Origin of the sequence: Gemmata sp. SH-PL17, assembly GCF_001610855.1 — a bacterium.
GTDB classification, from domain to species: domain Bacteria; phylum Planctomycetota; class Planctomycetia; order Gemmatales; family Gemmataceae; genus Gemmata; species Gemmata massiliana.
Genome location: NZ_CP011271.1, coordinates 5,988,231 through 6,007,124 on the forward strand (window position 1 = coordinate 5,988,231; position 18,894 = coordinate 6,007,124).

At 65.9% G+C, this 18,894-nt stretch carries 13 protein-coding genes; 6 read left to right on the forward strand and 7 right to left on the reverse strand.

Annotation, left to right across the window (positions count from 1 at the left end; all coding sequences use genetic code 11):
• The first annotated feature begins 848 nt into the window (after window positions 1–848).
• Both VT84_RS24690 and VT84_RS24695 read left to right on the forward strand, forming a co-directional pair.
• Window positions 849–2,660, forward strand: coding sequence for a hypothetical protein (locus VT84_RS24690; RefSeq protein WP_082841354.1), 1,812 nt, complete (start codon window positions 849–851; stop codon window positions 2,658–2,660).
• Window positions 2,661–2,915: 255 nt separating this feature from the next.
• Complete coding sequence (locus tag VT84_RS24695) at window positions 2,916–3,458, forward strand: DUF1579 domain-containing protein (RefSeq protein ID WP_082841355.1); 543 nt, start codon at window positions 2,916–2,918, stop codon at window positions 3,456–3,458.
• 219 nt (window positions 3,459–3,677) lie between these two features.
• On the opposite strand, the gene VT84_RS24700 is transcribed toward VT84_RS24695, so the two are convergent.
• The 7 genes from VT84_RS24700 to VT84_RS24730 form a co-directional block, all read right to left on the reverse strand.
• Window positions 3,678–4,946, reverse strand: coding sequence for a cation:proton antiporter (locus VT84_RS24700; protein WP_082841356.1), 1,269 nt, complete (start codon window positions 4,944–4,946; stop codon window positions 3,678–3,680).
• A 158-nt stretch (window positions 4,947–5,104) separates the two neighbouring features.
• Window positions 5,105–6,610: a hypothetical protein gene (locus tag VT84_RS24705; RefSeq protein WP_082841357.1), complete on the reverse strand. Its 1,506-nt coding sequence runs from the start codon at window positions 6,608–6,610 to the stop codon at window positions 5,105–5,107.
• 263 nt (window positions 6,611–6,873) lie between these two features.
• Window positions 6,874–8,775, reverse strand: coding sequence for a patatin-like phospholipase family protein (locus tag VT84_RS24710; RefSeq protein WP_082841358.1), 1,902 nt, complete (start codon window positions 8,773–8,775; stop codon window positions 6,874–6,876).
• The gene (locus VT84_RS24715) at window positions 8,705–9,700 is read right to left on the reverse strand and encodes a DUF4105 domain-containing protein (protein ID WP_157469802.1); all 996 of its coding nucleotides are present in this window, start codon (window positions 9,698–9,700) and stop codon (window positions 8,705–8,707) included. Before VT84_RS24715 ends, VT84_RS24710 begins: the two co-directional genes overlap by 71 nt.
• 49 nt (window positions 9,701–9,749) lie before the next feature.
• On the reverse strand, window positions 9,750–10,526 hold the full coding sequence (locus tag VT84_RS24720) for a hypothetical protein (protein ID WP_082841360.1): 777 nt from the start codon (window positions 10,524–10,526) through the stop codon (window positions 9,750–9,752).
• 61 nt (window positions 10,527–10,587) lie between these two features.
• Window positions 10,588–11,235 (reverse strand): response regulator, encoded by a 648-nt coding sequence (locus VT84_RS24725; RefSeq protein ID WP_082841361.1) that lies wholly within the window; start codon window positions 11,233–11,235, stop codon window positions 10,588–10,590.
• Complete coding sequence (locus VT84_RS24730) at window positions 11,232–12,560, reverse strand: PAS domain-containing sensor histidine kinase (protein WP_162271837.1); 1,329 nt, start codon at window positions 12,558–12,560, stop codon at window positions 11,232–11,234. The genes VT84_RS24725 and VT84_RS24730 overlap by 4 nt, the downstream gene beginning before the upstream one ends.
• Before the next feature lie 314 nt (window positions 12,561–12,874).
• Between VT84_RS24730 and pgm the strand changes: the two genes are divergently transcribed.
• From pgm to VT84_RS24750, 4 genes are read left to right on the forward strand one after another with little or no spacing between them, the layout of a single operon-like run.
• Entirely contained in the window at window positions 12,875–14,521 is a 1,647-nt protein-coding gene (pgm, locus tag VT84_RS24735; RefSeq protein ID WP_082841363.1) for a phosphoglucomutase (alpha-D-glucose-1,6-bisphosphate-dependent), read from the forward strand.
• Window positions 14,522–14,554: 33 nt separating this feature from the next.
• Window positions 14,555–15,205 (forward strand): hypothetical protein, encoded by a 651-nt coding sequence (locus VT84_RS24740; protein ID WP_052560344.1) that lies wholly within the window; start codon window positions 14,555–14,557, stop codon window positions 15,203–15,205.
• 34 nt (window positions 15,206–15,239) lie between these two features.
• Window positions 15,240–16,199, forward strand: a complete 960-nt coding sequence (locus VT84_RS24745; RefSeq protein ID WP_082841364.1) for an L-lactate dehydrogenase — start codon at window positions 15,240–15,242, stop codon at window positions 16,197–16,199.
• A gap of 46 nt (window positions 16,200–16,245) precedes the next feature.
• Window positions 16,246–18,699 carry a phosphoketolase gene (locus VT84_RS24750; protein ID WP_082841365.1) on the forward strand — a complete coding sequence of 818 codons (2,454 nt, stop codon included), beginning with the start codon at window positions 16,246–16,248 and terminating at the stop codon, window positions 18,697–18,699.
• Window positions 18,700–18,894: the final 195 nt, after the last annotated feature.

The window sequence follows — 18,894 nt, forward strand, 5'->3', positions numbered from 1 at the left end:
TGTCAATTGGAATTGTTCGCACAATCCGGTCAAATCCCGCACTTGCTTTTCCGGGGAAATGTGCCTCGGACGGCAAGTTTTCCCTGGACCGAGTTGGGAACCTGTGCGTTCAACTTCCCGATTGGTGGCAACGAACTGCGCGGTCGCTCGGTTCGCGCGCGCGAATTTTCACAAACACCTGAAATTCTTGGGGAAATGTGGCCCGAGGCGTTCCGAGTCAGCCGTAATTGGCACGAGGGGTGCTTTACATTTTTTGTCTCCAATTCATAGTCGGTGGCGCACAGAACGACCGGTTATCGGGTCGGAGACTTCGCATCCCCACACAAACTTCCCCCGGCGGCTCGGGAGCGCCCCCGAACCGGACCTGCCACTGATTCTCTTCAAGCTGACACGTTCCCACGGCCGGTGGCTCCGACAGCCAGCCGGCCCGTATCTTTTTTGCGGCCCCATATCGTGTCTCCAACTCGTGTTTCCCACGAAATCCCGGGCTCCGAGTGACACGGTCGCGTGCTTGCGCTCCGGATCCGTTCTTACCGGCGCCGGAACAAGGGATACGGGCGGCACAACCGGCCCCCTCGCCACCGTCGGCACACGCGCCTCCACCCGTCGCCCGTGCGCACCGAATTACCCGCACAGCGCCGGGGCGCGTCATTCGGCGTTCGCGCCGCTTCCGATACACGACGCAGACGAGCTGTTGAGGGGATTCAGCCGTTCGGAATACGCTCGTCGTTGCGAACGGGGGACGGATTTACGGTCGGTCGGTACGCAGCAGCGCCGAACGGGGGCGCGCTGCGGCGCCCGCGCCGCGGAGCGGCCGGGAACGGGACTGGACCGCAGGAGGCGTTTCAATGTCGATTCGTAAGGGCACTCCGTGGCTCGCGGCCGTCGCGGTGCTGGGTGTCAGCTCGGTGGCGCTCGCCGGGCACTTCGGGACCACTAAGTACTCCGCCAACAACTGTTCGCCGTGCGACGCGCAGACCAACTTCGCGGCCGGGCAGGGACCGTGCGGGCAACAAGTCGTTTACGACAGCGTCATCGAGAAGCGGTACCACACCTGCTACCAGACGACCACCGAAACGGTGATGAAGCCGGTCACCAAGACGACGTACTCGTGCGAGGCCCGCACGTGCTACAAGACGGTGAACGAGACCGCGTACAAGCAGGTCCAGGAAACGGTGTGCAAGCCGGTGTGCGAGACCGTGCTGCAGGAGTGCCGCACCACCGTCTGCAAGCAGGTATGCGAGACCGTGTACCGGGACTGCCCGGTGACGGTCTGCAAGACCATCTGCGAGCCGCACACCCGGAAGGAGTGCTTCTTCGTGTGCAAGCCGATCTGCGAGACGCACTACAAGGAGTGCCCGCGGACCGTGTGCAAGCCGGTGTGCGAGACCGTCATCCGCGACGTGTGCAAGACGGTCTGCGTCCCGGTCACCGAAACGTGCTACAAGAACGTCCAGCGCACGGTCTGCAAGGACGTGTGCGAGACGGTGATGAAGGACGTGTGTAAGACGGTGTGCGAGCCGTGCGTCACCACCAAGTGCGTGGCCAAGTGCGTCCCGGAAACCGCGTGCGAAACGGTGTGCGTGCCCGGTAAGCTGACCTGGGAGTGCGTCCCGGTCTACAAGTGCGAGTTCGACCCGTGCACCTGCACCACCGTGCAGAAGCAGGTCGGTACCCGCAAGAAACTGGTCCGCCAGCCGGCCCACACCGAACAGCGCCAGGTGACCCGCAACCGCACCGTGACCGAACAGGTCCAGGTGACCAACTACGTGAAGCGCACCGTGACCGAGAAGGTTCCGGTCCAGGTGACCCGCAAGGTGCAGACCGTCGTGACCGAGAAGGTGCCCGTGACGGTGACCCGGAACGTGCAGAAGACCGTGGTCGAGAAGGTTCCGACGCAAGTGGTTCGCAACGTGCCGGTGACCGAGATCGTCCGCGAGCCGGTGACGACCCGCCGCAACGCTCAAGGGGCCTATGTCGACGCCTCGGCTCTCGGCGGCGACGCCGCGGCCCAGGCCGCGAAGGGTGCCAAGATCGTCGGCGGCGGCCCGGGCGCTCTGGCCAACCCGAACGCCCCGACCTACGACACCGACGGCCCGAACCGCGTGTTCGTCGAAGGGCTCCGCGTGTCCCGCGACGTGACCTACAACGTGACCCGCAACGTGCAAGTGACCGAAACGCGCCGGGTGGCCGAAAAGGTCGTCCGCAACGTGCCGGAAGTGGTCGTGACGAAGGTGCCCGTGAAGGTGACCACGATGAAGCAAGAAGTGATCACCAAGTGCGTGCCCTACACCGTCACGAAGCAGGTGCCGTACACGGTGAACGTGCGGGTTCCGCACACCACCACCGAGATGGTGCCCACGACGGTCACCAAGCGCGTCCCGGTTCAAGTTGCGACCGACGTGGTTGTGAAGAAGGCCCGCTACGTGCCGTGCAACAGCGGGTGCGGCACCCCGAGCACCGGGTGCAGTGCGGGTAACCCGTGCAGCACCGGCAACTGCTCGCCGATCTGCTCCAGCGGGCTCGGCGGCGGGCTGCGGAACCTGCTGAACGACCCGTGCCGCCCGAAGCCGATCCGCGACTTCTTCAGCGGCCTGTGCGCGAACCGCCTCGCGTGCGACCCGTGCCCGCCGGCCCACTGCGGCGACCCGTGCAAGTAATGTGACCCCGGCCTGACACGCCCGAAAGCCCCGGACCGCGGTCCAGGGCTTTTGTCGTTGACAGCAACAACTCTCCCGGTGCGGCGCGGGCGCATCACTTCTAACCAGCGCCGCTCTCGCGCGTTCGTCCGACGGGCGTAATTCAGCGCCCTACGGACATTGGTTGTCCGCACGCGCCGTGCGATTCTCCCGTTCCCGGTGCGAGGTCGCCTACTCCAACACCGGAAGTACCTCACCCGTTTCGAGGAACGTGCGATGCGTGTGTTCACAGTGGCCGGTGTCGTCGCCGTGGTCCTGGCGTTCTCCTCCGTAGGCGCGGAACCGCCGAAGCCGCCCGTGCCCCAAAAGGAGCACGAGTGGCTCAAGCAACTGGAGGGGCAGTGGGAGGTCGAGTCCGAGGGTGTCACCGAACCGGGCAAGCCACCGGTGAAGTGTCGGGGCACGGACGCGGCCCGCTCGCTCGGCGGGCTCTGGCTCGTGAGCGAGATGAAGGCAACGGTCGCGGACGTCCCGGTCACGGGCGTGATGACACTCGGGTACGACGCCCAGAAGAAGAAGGTCGTCGGCACCTGGGTCTGTTCGATGTGCGACGTCCTGTACAAGTACGAAGGCGCCCTGGAAGGTCAGACACTGACGCTGGAAACCGAGGGGCCGAACCCGAGCACCGGCAAACTCGTGAAGATGCGCGACGTGATCGAACTGAAGGACAAGGACACCAAAGTGCTGACCTCGTCCATGCTCGGTGAAGATGGCAAGTGGGTTCCGTTCATGACCATGACCGGCAAGCGCAAGAAGTAACCGCGATTCTGATACGCGCCCGCCCCATCGGGCCACCCGTCATCGAATCCGCGCCGCTCGCCCCGGCGCAACCGTGAGGGGCAACTGCCAAAACGGTTCGCCCCTCACGTGTTTCGCACCTCGGACCGCCCCACCTCCACGCCACCATTTCGTAGCCACAAACATTTCTTGCTGAAGAGAACACGTGTCAGGTGTTCAGAAATCGTACCCGCATCCCGCTCAAACGAGCGCGTGGTGCTCGTCGACCGGAATCGCTACGGGTTGGGCCGGCGCGGGTTGAGGCGCGGGGGCGTCCGGTAGTTGCTTGGCGTAGCGCTCTGTGAGGATCGGTCCGAGGACCGAGGTGACAACCAGCAGGACGATAACGGAGTTCAGCACCGGTTCGCCGATCAGTCGCTCGCCGGCCGCGTTCGTGGTGTTGTACGCGACCAGAGCCGCGGCCAGCGTCGCGGCGACTTGCGGTAGCGAAAGCGACCACATCGTCAGCCCCTCGTGCCACGTGTAGCCGTACACCCGGCGCGCCACCTCCGCCGCCAGGAACTTCGATCCGATCAACCCGCCGACGATCCCGGCCACCAGCCAGAAGTGATCGACCAGCGTCCGGGCGAAGGTGTTCACATCGATCAAGAACCCGATAGTCAGGAAGAACGTCGGGATGAATAGGTGGTTCCCGAGGAACTCGAGTTCGTGCTTGGCCTCGCAGTCACGGGTGGCACTATTCACAGCCAGGCCCGCGAGAAACGCCCCGATGATTCCCTCCAGGTTGATCGCCTCCGCCGCGACCGCGGCCAGCGCCACCACCAGCAACAACAGGGCGAACTGCCCCTCCTTCGCCGGTTTGAGGGCGAACAGTTTCCGACTGACCCAGCCCAGCCCGAGGAGCACCGCGGGAACGTACACGGCCAGTTCGAGCAATTGAACAGCAAACTGGTTCGGAGAGAAGCCGGTGGCGTGAATCGGGATGCAGACGGCCAGCACCAGGAGGGCGGCAACGTCGGTGAACACTGTCGCCCCGATCGCGACCGTCACGGCCTCGTTCCCCAACTTCCCGAGCTTGTCCACGATCGGGTACGCGATCAGCGTGTGCGACGCCAGGAGCGACCCGATGAGGAGCGCCCCGATCAGCGGGTACCCGGCCGCGAACCCGACGCCCATACCCGCCACGAGCGGGAGCCCGAACGTGAGCAGGCCGAAGCCGACGGACCGGTTCCGGGATGCGTTGAACTGGATCAGATCGATCTCCAGCCCGGCAAAGAACATCAGCAGAAGTTTCCCGAGTTCGGCGATGAACTCGACGGCCTCACCGTGCTTCGGGGCCACACCCAAACAAAACGGGCCGATGACCAATCCGGCCCCGAGGAGCCCTACGACGGCGGGGAGGCGGACCCGCCGACAGAGTGGTGGGACCGTGAAGAAGATCAGCATCATGATGCAAAACCGGACCAGGGGCGGTAGGTGACGGACCTGGTCCCAGACGAGATCGAACATACGCACCCCGGGGCCAATCGAAGGGCCTAATGGTAGTCAACCACGTTCGGCACGGCGCTACAATCGCACCGGCACGCTCCGTACTCTTCTGTTTCGCTTCGGCCGCCCCGTAACCACTCTTGATACGGCTCGGGTTCTTGAACCCGAGCGCGAGCGGATCAGAACTCGACGTTGTACTTTTTGACCATCTTCCGCCGGATGTCGAGCGTCCCGGATTGTATGGCCTTCCACGTCTCCCGCCGGTACAGGGCCTCGTTCTGCGAGGTCACCGTTTGGAGGTTGTTGACCGACGCGTAGTTGTCCACGACCGCGGTGGACGTGCTCCCGCTCGGGACCGCGTAGTTCCAACCGTACCCACCATAGTACCCGCCGACGTACCCGCCCCCGGTGTAGTAGTTCGGGGTGCTCACCACGGACATCGCCTTGTTCGCTTCCGCCAAACTGATCGCGCCCCCGGCCTTCTGCGACATGATCGCCATCGTGCGCAACGTGGTCGCGAGCGCGGCCCCCCATTGGAGCAGCTCCTCGTCCACGTTCAACAGTGGCAGTTCCTCGATGTAGCGGGCACCACTGTTCAAAACGGCCGTCAGCTTCTGAAACGTCGGCGGGCTGGTCTTCTGCACCTCGCCCATCTTCTTCTGGACCGCCTGGAAGTATTTCTGCGAGGCCTGGCGCTTGGCCTGCTCAACGGGCACCTCGTCCGGTGTGGTCTGGTCGACGGCCCCGAGCGAGGGGTGAAGAAAGGGGGCCACGAGTTCGTTCGCGCTCTCCGTCGTCAGCGCCCCGGAGAACGTCACCGTGTTGCCGCGAACGGTCGCGGTCCACTGGTCCATTTCCGCGCTGTGAAACCCCGATCGCTTGAGCACTTCGAGCAGGAGCGGTTGAGCGTCGGCGGCGAGCGGCGCCGCGGGCGCGTCGAATTCCAGCCGCACTTCCGCCACCAACTTGTCGGTCGCGCGGATGGACAAGGTGACGTAGTGGAGTTGGCCGAACAGGTCCGCGACGGGACCGATTTTCGCCGCCTTGTCCTTGAACGTGGCGGTTGCCGCGAGCCGGGTCTTCACCTGCGCCGGGGAGAACATGTCACTCGTATCGAGCACCAGAACGACGGGCGCGTTCGCCCCGACCCCCGCCCCGACGGTCGCCAACACGGGAGACAGTTTGGGTGAAACGGTGCCGTCCGCTTCTCGTAGCCAGCGCCCCGTGTCCTGGCGGTTGGCGGGCTGGTACCCGCCGGCGATCCCCGGTTTGAGATTCACCACGAACCGGTCGTTGCGGGTCAAAACGACGTTCTTGCCGGCGATCTTGTCCGGCGTGCCGCCGGTCACCTTGACCAGGTCCGCGTCGGACACCGGTTTCTTCAACCGGGCAACGAACGTTTCACCACTCGGCCCCGAGCGGAGGTCGAATTGAGACGCCACAACCAACTGGGACACGCCGGGCGGGAGCGAATCGAGGCCGGAAACCGGTTCGCCACCAGCGCCCCATTTTTCTTTCTTCGCGATCGCGGACTTCCCGAGGGCGTCCGCGTCCACGAACAGAACCAAATTGGTCCGGGCCGGAACCCAGCCAAGTAGGTCCGTGACGCGCTCCTGGGCGCGTAGTGTGCCGGCCCCCGTGCTGAGGGCCGCGGCGACCAGCATCACTCGAAAAACAGTAATCATGGGTACCCTCGAATAGGTGACTACTCGATTTTGAGTTTCCGAACTCCCGCGCGTTCTCGTGGTCCGTTTCCCCCGGCTCGGACGAGCCGAGGGCACACGACTCCGCGAATACTTTCAGCGACACCCCGCTCGCGTGCTCGTGGACGTGGGTGTGGAGGAGGCTAACCCGAACAGTGGGGAGAAACACCTGTCAAAAGTGACAGGTGAAGAAACGGAAAACTAACAGGTTACGTGAAATGCCCTCAAATCATCATGATCCGATGTCACCCAACGGGCGCGAAGAGCTGCGGATCGAGTCGGTGCAGGAGCTGGCGGATGCGCGGCAGCGCGTCGAGGCCCGCGGCCCGGCCGATCGCGGCCATCTCCTTCGCCTGCGTGAACGCGGTCAGGTCGAACCCGCGCACGTCCGTTTCGATCACCACATCGGCCGGGAGCACGCCCTGGGCGTTGAGGATGTGGTTCTGCACCAACAGGCTGCGGAGGAGCGTCTGTACCGCGGTCGGCTTCTTCCCGGTGTGCGCCTGCGTGCCCGGGGTGATCGCACAGAACGCCTCCTCCATTTTGGCCGTCACGCTGACCGCGATCACGAAATTGCACCCGCGCGCCACCAGTACGTCGGCCGGGATGTTGTTCGCCAGCCCCCCGTCGATGAGGGCCTGTCCCCCGCGGACGATCGGGACCGAGAGGACCGGCAGGTTGATGCTCTCGAGCACCGCGTGGGTCGCGTCGCCCTGATCGCGGACCACCGGGCGCCCGCTCACGAGGTCCACGGTGACCGTCAGGCACGGCACGGAGAGCTGTTCGAGGTGCCAGTCGCGCAGGTACTCGCGGAGCATCGGGTCGAAGTGCCCGCGCCGGTACTTGTACAGCAGGTACCAGTGGTCCCCGCGCGGCAGCCGGCGGAACACCCACGACGGGCGCAGGTCGCGCGCGAACTGGTTCGCGCTGTAGTCGCTGTCCAGGCCGCTGGCGTACACGACCCCGGTCATCGCCCCGGCGCTCGTCCCGGCGATCATGTCCACCACGATGCCCTGGTCCTCGAGCGCCTTGAGGACGCCGAGGTGCGACATGCCCCGGGCCGCGCCGCCCCCGAGCGCGACCCCGATGCGCACCCCGCGGAGGTCGTGGACCAGGCGCTCCAGCCCGGCCGACAGCGCCCGGCCGAGCGGGAACGCGGGCGGCGCCCCGGCGATCTTGAAGTCCCGGGCGACGAGGGCGCGGAGCTCGGGCGCGACCGGGGCCACGGGGCTCTCGCCCTCCAGCAACCAGGCGATGCCGATCTTGTCGCGCCACCCGTGCCCCGGGACGTCGAGCGCCCGGAGGTGCCGCAGCGCGCCCCCGCTGTGACCCGCGGGGACGAAGTAGACGGCCCGGTCCGCGATCGCCAGCAACTGCGCCACCCGCTCCGGTTTCGTGCCCGCGTGCAGGTCGAAAACGATGCGGTTCACGTCGTGCCACGCGGCCGCCTGCCGGCGGATCTCCTCTGTCTCCAGATCCCGGCCGTCCACGCGGAGCGCGCGGAACGGAACGTCGGGGAGGTTTTGCCAGTCGTTCGAGTCGCTAAATATGGCGAGCTTCTCGCCCAGCCCGCGCAGCCTCGCGATCAGTTGCCCGGCGACCGCGCGCGCGGCGGCGGACTCGTGGATCAGTGCGAGGACCGTCGGGGCGCGTTTCGGGGCCGCGCCGAAGAAGTGCTTCCGCAGGCCCCCCGAAAACGTCGACAGCCACAGGCGCCGCAGGTCCGGGTGCCGGAACGTCAGCTCCATCGCCTCTTCGTAGTCCAGGTTGAGGACCGTCGTCGGCTCCAGCGCGACGACGCGGATCGGGACCGGTTCGGTGAGCGCGCCGACCATCATCCCGAACTGCTCCCCGCGCTCGATCATCCGGAACAGGGACTCGCCCCCGCGTGCGTCGATCCGCACGGCCTTCAGCCGACCGCGGAGGACGAACCCCACGGTGGTCAATGGGGCGTTCGCCTCGTGGACGACATCACCGGTCGCGTGCTGGGTCACGCGCGCGAGCGAGGCCACTTCCCGGAGCGCCTCGTCGCTCGCGCTGCGGAAGTACTCGTGCATTTTCAGTAACGGGATCACGTCATCGTTCACGGCGGCGCCTTTCCAGTTCGCGGCGAATGTGGTCCCCGAACCCGTCCGCGGGGGCGGCATTGGCAATGTCGTTCAGGCGCGCGAGGCGCTTGAGCTCCTCGAACGGGAGCGCGCGGTCCAGGCGCCCGTCCGCGTACAGGGCGCGGTCGAGCCGGCCGTTGGCGAGCACGCGCCAGTCGAGCCGGCACCGGCTGTTGGGCAGCCGGTAGAACGTCGTGGTGCAGTTCGCGGTGACGCCGTGGTACCAGCGGGGCGCGTCGCGCAGCTCGTTGATCGCCCCGGCGTAGTCGAGGAACGCGGCCCGGGCCTCCTCGGGCGGGGCGGAGAACCGGTACAAGTGAGCTTCCTGCGGGCGCCCGTGTTTCGTGCGCCGGAGAACAATGTCGCGCTCGTCGGCCGCGACGATGACGAGCTCCTGCTGGCGGTACAGGCTCCGGGGAATGGAGAACCGTTGCCCCTTGCGGAACCGCACCTCGATTGACATGCACACGCGCCCGTCGGGGCCGAAGTCGAACGTGAGCACCGGGTGGCTCATCAGCGCGATGCCCCAGTTGAAGAAGATGATGTCCACGCCCCGCAGCTCGGAGAGGCGGTACGTCCGGGACTCGTACTGTGGGGTGAAATCGTCGAGCGTGCGGTACTCGAAGTTGCGCACGCTCGCGATGGTGATTACATCTCCGTCGCGGATCGTGTGGGGCAAGGTGGCCACGGGCGGCTCCCACTCGCGGTCGTGACTCGGTCGCAGCCGGCTCCACCACGCCAGAAAAAGGGCCGTGGTCCCGAGCAAGACCGCGAACGGGTACCACAGCGGGTGCCACAACGCGAACAGCACGGCAACACCCGCGACCCACGCGATCCCGGCCGCGCGCCCCCACCGCCCGGCGCCGCAGACGTCGTAGTAGATCGCGCCGGCCGTCCACAAGGTTGTGAGCGCTGCGACCACGAGCAGCGGGGCGAAAATGACCCACTCCAACACTCGGTCCATGATGGTTTCCAATGACCCGAACGTGATCGCAAAACGACCGGCGCCAAGTTCACGCAGACCGAACGGGGGCACGTCTCGCGAACCGCCGGCCCCAGCCGACTAAGCACACCTGTCCCAACCCGATCCACACCCACACCAGCGTGTGCGCGACCGCTGCAACGCGAACCCAAAATACGACCTGCACTCGCCTCTGCTCGACGCGCTCGTGCGCGTCGGTGATCTCCCGGCGGGCGCCTGTTAGCCCTTCGGCGAGGCGCTCCGAGCCGGCCACGACTTCGCGCACGAGTTCGATCAGTTCGCGCGTCAACCGAACCGCAGCCGCTGATTTCACGGCGTCGATGCGCGCTTGCGGGACGTTCAGCACCTCCGCGGCGCGGTCGATCGTGTCGGCCGCGGTTCTGGCGCGACTCGGCTGCTCGAACTCTCCGCCCAACTGAACAACGACGTCCTCCACCGCGCGCAGCCCGGCGGCCACCGCCCGGAGCGAGTCCGCCAGCGCCGCGGCGCGATCGATCGTCGGGAGGAGCCGGTCGAGGAGGCGCTCGATCGCGGCCCGCACCCGAGGGAGTTCCGGGTTCTCGGCCATCAGCTGTTCGGCCTCGTCGCGCACTTCGGCGAGGTCGGCGCGGATGGCGGCCAGTCGCTTCTCGACGCGCTCCAGTCGCACGTCCGCTTCGGATAACCCGTGGTTCAAGCGGGACGCGACACGGTCCGTGCGATCGGTGGTCCGAACCGCGGTCCACCAACCGCCCCCGATCGCCGCCGCGCACACCAGCACCCCGAGCGCACCGAGAACGGTGGCCCCGATTCCCAGGAGTCGTCTCATGCGTCTCTCTGTAGGGTGCGAAGACTCTTCCGCTACACGAGTCCGGGCGCGTCCCCAGAACTCACGCGGGATATGTTTTCACCACGCCGCCCTTCAGGGCGAACTGGATCAGTTCGGCGAACGTCTTCGCCCCGAGCAGCTCCATCATGCTGTACTTGTGGAACGCGACCGTCCGCGGGGTGATCTTCAGGAGCCGCGCGATTTCCTTCATCGTGTGCCCCTCGGCGAGTAACTGGAGCACCTCGCGCTGACGCACGCTCAACTCGACGGGTCGGGCAATCGGTTCGGTCCCGTGCAAGAGGTTCTCGACCAGTCCTCGGGTCGCCATCGGCGTGATGTACGAGCGCCCGAGCGCGACCTCTCGGATCGCCTGGAGCAGCTCCGACGCGGCCGAGTTCTTCAGAAGGAACCCCGACACCCCCACGCGAAATGCTTCCGCGGCCAGGTCAGCGTCCTCGTTCATTGTGAGGATGATGACCTTCACGTCCGGCGCGTCTTTCCTCAGTTGCCGGGCCGCGTCCAGCCCGTTGAGGAGCGGCATCGCGATGTCGGCTATAACGATGTCCGGTTGCAGCACCGGAACCTCGGTGAGGAGCGCCAGCCCGTCCGCGACCGCGCCCACCACGTCACACTCGGTCTCCACGAGGCGCGCGAACGCCTCGCGAATGAGGCGGTGGTCGTCCGCGAATAGCACACGGGGTCGATTCACGAGAATCTCTCCGCGGTAGAGACGAGTTCGGGTTCCGGTTCGGGGACGCGGGCTACGGGAACGGGCACGCGGACGTCGATTCGCGTGCCCCCAGCCAGGTGCGAATCAATGACAAGTTCGCCGCCTACTAGGTTCAATCGCTCGCGCATGCTGACCAGCCCCAATCCCGCGTTGACTACGGAGGAATCGAACCCGTCGCCGTCGTCCGAGACACGCAGCCAGATCGCGTTCGCGCTCCCGCGCAGTTCCACGGTGGCCCGAAGGGTTCCGCTGTGTTTGACCACGTTCCACAAAGCCTCCTGCGCGACACGGTACACACAGAGTGCAATGTCCGCGGGAACGGATTCCGGAACCGCGTCGTACTTGAACGTGGCGATCAGTCCGTGAGAGCGGTTCCGTTCCTTGCACAGCCCCTTAAGGGCCGCGACGAGCCCCAGGTGCTCCAGTTTCGACGGGTGCAACTGGTGGGACAGGTCGTGAACGGAAGACGACAGTTCCTTGACCCGGGCCGCGAACTCGCGCATGCGCTGAGAGGTTTGGGGAGCCGATGTCGGCGGCACGCACGCCAAAAGTTCCATCTCGATGGACAACAGCGCGAGGCTTTGGTTGAGGTCGTCGTGCAACTCGCGGGCGATTCGGCGCCGTTCGGCTTCCTGGGCCTCCAGCAAGCGCCCCGTTAGTACCCGCTGTTCCTGTTGGCTGGCACGTAACTCTTCTTCCACGCGCCGGCGCTCGGTGAGATCGGTGACGGTCGCCAGGACGAACGTTCCCTTGGGCGTTCGGAGCGCGCTCAGCCCGATCTCGACTGGGAACGCGCTCCCGTCCTTTCGCCGCGCAAAGGTGTCGATCCGAGCACCGGACAGAGTTGGGGGGGCCGCAACAAACTTGGCGCGTCCGGTCAGAAACCGCTCCAGCAGGTACTCGGGAACAAGCCGGTCCACCGGTCGTCCGAGCAAATCTCCCCGGTTATAGCCGAAAAGCGCCTCTGCTTGAGCATTGGCCAGAAGAACTGTCCCGTCCCGATCGACCATCAGCATTCCGGTGGGGGCCGTTTCCACCACTTGCTGGAACCACTCGTCGGTCCGCACGCGCGCCTCGCGCCGGACCAATAGCCCCACAATCAGCAGCGCCTCAACGAGACAAAACAAACCGATCCCAATGACGTGCCACTCGCGGATGCCCCCGACAATTCCCCCGGGGCTGGTGCCGCCACCGGATTCGGGCACCGTGATTTGTGGCTGTAGATGTGGGCTGACCGCGGCCAGGGCCGGATGTGCGTGGAGGAACGCGGCCACGCCGAGCGCTAGTCCACAAATCCGTGGCACAAAAGACCGCCAAGTCCATTGACGCGCCATGCCACCTCCCGGAACCGGGCGAGACGGAGCGTCCGTGCCAGAATTTCAAACCGCGCTTCGCGTGCGCGGGTCCGTATTTTTGTTACTTCGGTACGTAAAGCGATTATCCTACCGCGTTCCGATTGTCAACATTTTTCCCCACACCTGTCAGTATTTAGCCATTCAAACTGTCAGAAGTGACAGGTGCGTTCTTGATGGATTGGTTTAAACTCTCCCCGCACACTCTGCACGAACGAGCGATCCGGGCCGCGACTCCCGCCCCGTGGGGCAGATCGGAGGGGCCGATGTTCGTATCACCACTCGCCGGCAAACCGGCCCCGGTCGAGTCGCTGATCGACCCGGCCCGGCTCGAGCGCGAGTACTACGACCGTCGGCCCGACGTGGACGACACCGAGCAGCTCGTGAGCTTCGGCACGAGCGGGCACCGCGGCGCGCCCCTGCGGAGCACGTTCACGGAATCGCACGTGATGGCCGTGGCCCAGGCCGTTTGCGACTACCGCCGAAGCAAAGGAATCGACGGCCCGCTTTACATGGGCCGGGACACGCACGCCCTGTCCGGTCCGGCGCAGCGAACCGCGCTGGAGGTGCTCGCGGCCAACGGCGTGCCGGCGGTGCTCCAGTGCGACGACGGCTTTACGCCGACGCCCGTGATCTCGCACGCGATCCTCGCGCACAACCGCAGCGGCACGGACCACCTCGCGGACGGGATCGTGGTTACGCCGTCGCACAACCCACCCGGCGACGGCGGGATCAAGTACACCCTGCCCAACGGCGGGTCACCCGACACGGGTGTGACGAAGTGGATCGAGGAGCGTGCCAACGAGTACCTGCTGCGCGACAACGCGGGAATCCGGCGCGTGCCCTTTGCAGCCGCGCGAAGAGCCACTAGCACACGGGAGGAGGATTTCGCGCGCGCTTACGTTGACGACCTGCGAACCGCGATCGACATGGACGCCATCCGCGGGGCCAGGTTGTCCCTCGGCGCGGACCCACTCGGCGGTGCTTCCGCGGACTATTGGCCCCGCATCAACGCGCGCTACGGGCTCGCGATCGATGTCGTTAATCCGGCGGTGGACCCGACGTTCGCGTCTGTGGCGGTCGACCACGACGGGCAGATCCGGATGGACTGTTCCAGTCCCTACGCGATGGCCCGACTCGTGGGCCTCAAGGAGCGGTACCGGGTCGCGTTCGCGAACGATCCGGACGCCGACCAGTACGGCATCGTTACCCCGTCCGCGGGGCTGATGAACCCGAACCACTACCTCGCGGTCGCGGTCCGCTACCTGCTGACGCACCGCCCCGACTGGCCCGAACAAGCGGTCGTGGGCAAGACGCTCGTCAGCAGCGGGATGATCGATCGCGTGGTGCAGAGGCTTGGCCGAACACTGTGGGAAGTGCCCGTCGGGTTCAAGTGGTTCGCCCCCGGGTTGTTCGATGGTTCGTGCTGTTTCGTGGGCGAAGAAAGCGCGGGTGCGAGTTTCCTCCGCCGTGACGGGACGGTCTGGACCACCGACAAGGACGGGTTACTGCTCGCGCTGCTCGCGGCGGAGATCACCGCACGAACGGGAACGGATCTCGGCGAGCACTACCGCGAACTCACGAGCGAGTTCGGCGCGCCGCACTACACGCGCGTCGACGCGCCGGCGACGCACGAACAGAAGACGCGATTACAGAAGCTCTCGGCGACCGACGTGCAGGAATCTGTGCTCGCCGGTGAGCCGATCGACGCGGTTCTCACGCGCGCGCCGGGCAACAACGCCCCGATCGGCGGACTCAAAGTAGTCACGAAGTGCGGGTGGTTCGCGGCCCGGCCATCTGGCACCGAAGACGTGTACAAGCTCTACGCGGAGAGCTTCAAGAGCCGAGCGCACCTGGAAAGCATCGTCGGCGAGGCGGCGCGGATCGTCGCCGGCGCCGTGGACCGGAAGTGATACCCAATCGAACCCTCAAAACCGGGAGCAGCCGTGAGCGACATCAACGAGTTAGAGGCCCGCATCGAGGGCACGTTTACCGCGGTGAAAGACAAGCTCAAAGCGCAGCAACAGCGGGAACTGCAAAACTACCTGGACCGGCAGAAGCTGTTCCACGAGTACGAGAAGGTCCAGACCCAGGTCGTGGAGATCGCGAAGCCCCGGCTCCAGGCACTGGCCCGGCGCTCGGGTAGCCGGGTGTCGGTCACCCCGCTGGTCACCGACACGCGCCGCGCCGCCCGGTTCGATTTCAAGTCCGCCAAGGCGTACATCACGCTAACCGTCTCGGTCACGCCGGACCAGGAGATCAAGAACGCCGTCGTCGAGTTCGACCTGCGGATCGTACCGGTCTTGTGGAAGTTCGACCGGCACGCGGACTTCAACGTCCCGATCGCGGCCCCGGACTTCCCCGCGCTGACCAAGTGGCTCGACGACCGGATCGTCGCGTTCGTCGAACTGTACGTGCAGATGCACGAGAGCGAAATCTACGACAAGGCCGAGTTCGTTGAAGACCCGGTCGCGAAGGTCTCGTTCCCGAAGTTCGCGGCCGGCGCCAGCCTCGAGGTCGGCGGGCAGACGCACTTCTTCATCGACGACACTACTAGGGCCACGTTCGCGCAACAGAACGGCATCGCGGTCAAGTGAGCCGAGACGACCACTGCGGCAGCGAGGGCACCCAATGAAAGTCGGCATCGTCGGGAGCGGGTTGGTCGGTTCCACCGCGGCCTACGCACTGGTGATGCGGGGCGTCGGTCGCGAGATCGTGCTGGTCGATAAGAACGAGGCCCGGGCCGCGGCCGAGGCCGACGACATCCGGCACGCGGTCCCGTTCGCTCACGCTCTTGAGGTGCGATCCGGCGACTATGCCGACCTCTCGGGCTGTCGCGCGGTCGTACTCTGTGCCGGGGTCGGGCAGAAGCCGGGAGAAACCCGGCTCCAGCTCTTGCGCCGGAACGCCGCGGTCTTCCGCGAGGTCGTGCCGGCCGTTCTGCGGCACGCGCCCGACGCGGTCATCGTCGTGGCGACGAACCCGGTGGACGTGATGACTCACCTCGCGGCCCGGTTCGCCGCGGATGCGGGTGCCCCTCCCGGGCGCGTGTTCGGGTCCGGAACCACGCTCGATACGGCCCGGTTCCGCACACTGCTCGGCACGTTCTGCGGCGTGGACTCTCACCACGTTCACGGGCACGTGATCGGCGAGCACGGTGATTCCGAGGTGCTCACCTGGTCGCTGGTGTCGGTCGGCGGGATGTCGCTGGATGCGTTCGTGGAACTGCGCGGCCTGGATCTTTCGGAACCGGCCCGCGCGACGATCGACGAGAAGGTGCGCCGGGCCGCGTACACGATCATCGGCGGCAAGGGGGCCACGTATTACGGCATCGGGTGCGCGCTGGCTCGCATCGTGGACGCGGTTCTGCACGACCAGCGCTCGATTCTCACCGTCTGCGCCCCGGCCCCGGACGTTCTGGGCGTGAAAGACGTGACCGTGTCCCTTCCGCGGCTCGTTGGTGGCGCGGGCGTGCTCGAAACGTTCCCGCTGCCGCTGAACGCGACCGAGCAAGCGCAACTCCGAACTAGCGCGCGCGTGATCCGCGGCGCGCTCGACGAACTCGACCGCCCGGACCCGAACCCGGGCTAACCTGTCCGCTCGTGAGACGCACCCACTACCTGTGAGGAACTTCGTGATGACCACGACTCTTGCCCCGAACGCGCCTTCGACCGACGGCCAGGCGGCACTCTCGATCAGCGCGTTCGGCAAGGCGCGATCCACGATCGCGGGCGCTCCATTGAATGCGGACGAGTTGCAGAAGATCGACGCCTTCTGGCGCGCGAGCAACTATCTCGCGCTGGGGATGACGTACCTCAGAGCGAACCCGCTCCTGAAAGAGCCGCTCAAGCCCGAACACGTCAAGGACCGGTTGCTCGGTCACTGGGGGGCCAGCCCCGGTCTGGCGTTCGCCTACATCCACGTGAGTCGGGCCATCAAAGCCTACGACCTCGACGCAGTGTTCATGGCCGGCCCGGGGCACGGCGCGCCGGGGGTGATCGGGCCGTGCTACCTCGAGGGCTCGTACTCCGAGGTGTACCCGGACTGTAGCGAGGACGAAGACGGACTGCTGCGGTTCTTCAAGCAGTTCTCCTTCCCCGGCGGGATCGGGAGCCACTGCACCCCGGAAACCCCTGGCAGCATCCACGAAGGTGGAGAGCTGGGCTACGTCCTCTCGCATGCGTGCGGGGCCGCGTTCGACAACCCCGACCTGGTCGTCGCGGCGGTCGTGGGCGACGGCGAATCGGAAACCGGCCCGCTCGCGACGAGCTGGCACGTCGGCCGGTTCCTGAACCCCGTGCGCGACGGGGCCGTTCTGCCGATCCTGCACCTCAACGGCTACAAGATCAACAACCCCACCATCTGGGCGCGCGTGCCGCACGAGGAGCTCGAATCGTTCTTCCGCGGCATGGGCTGGGCCCCCTACTTCGTCGAGGGGTCGGACCCGGAATCGATGCACCAGGCGATGGCCGCGACCATCGACAAGTGCGTGGCCGACGTCCGCGCCGCACAAAAACAAGCCCGGAGCTCCGGTCAACCGTTCCGCGTGAAGTGGCCGATGATCGTGCTCCGCACCCCGAAGGGCTGGACCAGCCCGTCCGCGGTCGGCGGGCACAAGCTGGAGGGGAGCTGGCGCGCCCACCAGGTGCCGATGGCCGACGTGAAGAAAGACCCGGCGCGCCTGAAGCAACTCGAAGACTGGATGCGCGGGTACAAGCCGGAGGAACTGTTCGACGCCGGCGGGCACTTCCGCCCGGAACTCAAGGCCATCGCCCCGGTCGGTACGCGGCGCCTCGGCTCCAACCCACACACTAATGGCGGGAACCTGAAGAAGGCGCTCCGGCTGCCGGACTTCCGCAAGTACGGCGTGAAGGTCGATAAGCCCGGGACGACCGAGGCCGAGAACTGCCGGCCGCTCGGCGTGTTCCTCCGGGACATCATGAAAGCGAACATGACGAACTTCCGCGTGTTCGGGCCGGACGAGAACACATCGAACAAGCTCAACGCGATCTACGAAGTGTCCAAGAAGATGTGGCTGGGGGAGTACTTCCCCGAGGACGCCGACGGGACCGAACTCGCCCCGGACGGGCGCGTCATCGAGATGCTCAGCGAGCACACGCTGGAAGGCATGCTGGAGGGCTACCTGCTCACGGGGCGCCACGGGTTCCTCAGCACCTACGAGGCGTTCGCGCACGTCATCGACTCGATGTTCAACCAGCACGCCAAGTGGCTGACGATCTGCAACCACCTGTCGTGGCGCGCGAAAGTACCGTCGCTGAACCTGCTCATCACTTCGACCGTGTGGCGCCAGGACCACAACGGTTTCACCCACCAGGACCCGGGGTTCCTCGACGTGGTGGTAAACAAGAGCGCCGCGGTGACGCGCATCTACCTGCCGCCGGACGTGAACTCGCTCCTGTCGGTCGCGGACCACTGCCTGCGGAGCGAGAACTACATCAACGTGATCGTGTCCGACAAGCAGAACCACTTGCAGTACCTCGACATGGACGCGGCGATCGTCCACTGCACGAAGGGGCTCAGCATCTGGGCGCAGGCGAGCACCGACGCGGGCCAGGAGCCGGACGTGGTGATGGCGTGCGCGGGGGACATCCCCACGAAGGAAGCGCTGGCCGCGACCGAGCTGTTGCGCAAAGAGTTCCCGGACCTGAAAATCCGGTTCGTGAACGTGGTCGACCTGTTCAAGCTCCAGCCCAACACCGAGCACCCGCACGGCCTGTCCGACCCCGACTTCGACTCGCTGTTCACGGTTGATAAGCCGATCATCTTCGCGTTCCACGGGTACCCGTGGCTCATCCACCGGCTCGCCTACCGGCGCAAGAACCACCCGAACCTGCACGTGCGGGGGTACAAGGAGAAGGGCAACATCAACACCCCGCTGGAACTGGCGATCCAGAACCAGATCGACCGCTTCACACTGGCGATCGACGTGATTAACCGGGTGCCGCGGCTCCATGTGGCCGGCGCGCACGCGAAGGAGAAGTTCCGCAACGCGCAGATCCAGTGCCAGAACTACGCCTACGAGCACGGCGTCGATAAGCCCGAAGAAGCGAACTGGAAGTGGCCGTACTGATCCCGATCGCGCGAGCGGTCTCTTCTGTAGCCGGCCTCTAGGAGACCGGTGAGCCAGACTCAGTGGGCACCCTGGTTGCTGTGTTGAATTGATGCGTTTGGTTCATGGTTTGGTGGCACGGGCCTCTGGCCTGTGTGAGCGCCTCCACAAGCCAGAGGCCCGTGCCACAAACACAAAACGCAAGTTTTCAACACA

Coding starts and splice junctions, on each gene's coding strand:
- VT84_RS24690 (WP_082841354.1), top strand. CDS start 849: ATGTCGATTCGTAAGGGCACTCCGTGGCTCGCGGCCGTCGCGGTGCTG.
- VT84_RS24695 (WP_082841355.1), top strand. CDS start 2,916: ATGCGTGTGTTCACAGTGGCCGGTGTCGTCGCCGTGGTCCTGGCGTTC.
- VT84_RS24700 (WP_082841356.1), bottom strand. CDS start 4,946: ATGTTCGATCTCGTCTGGGACCAGGTCCGTCACCTACCGCCCCTGGTC.
- VT84_RS24705 (WP_082841357.1), bottom strand. CDS start 6,610: ATGATTACTGTTTTTCGAGTGATGCTGGTCGCCGCGGCCCTCAGCACG.
- VT84_RS24710 (WP_082841358.1), bottom strand. CDS start 8,775: ATGCCGCCCCCGCGGACGGGTTCGGGGACCACATTCGCCGCGAACTGG.
- VT84_RS24715 (WP_157469802.1), bottom strand. CDS start 9,700: ATGGACCGAGTGTTGGAGTGGGTCATTTTCGCCCCGCTGCTCGTGGTC.
- VT84_RS24720 (WP_082841360.1), bottom strand. CDS start 10,526: ATGAGACGACTCCTGGGAATCGGGGCCACCGTTCTCGGTGCGCTCGGG.
- pgm (WP_082841363.1), top strand. CDS start 12,875: ATGTTCGTATCACCACTCGCCGGCAAACCGGCCCCGGTCGAGTCGCTG.
- VT84_RS24745 (WP_082841364.1), top strand. CDS start 15,240: ATGAAAGTCGGCATCGTCGGGAGCGGGTTGGTCGGTTCCACCGCGGCC.
- VT84_RS24750 (WP_082841365.1), top strand. CDS start 16,246: ATGACCACGACTCTTGCCCCGAACGCGCCTTCGACCGACGGCCAGGCG.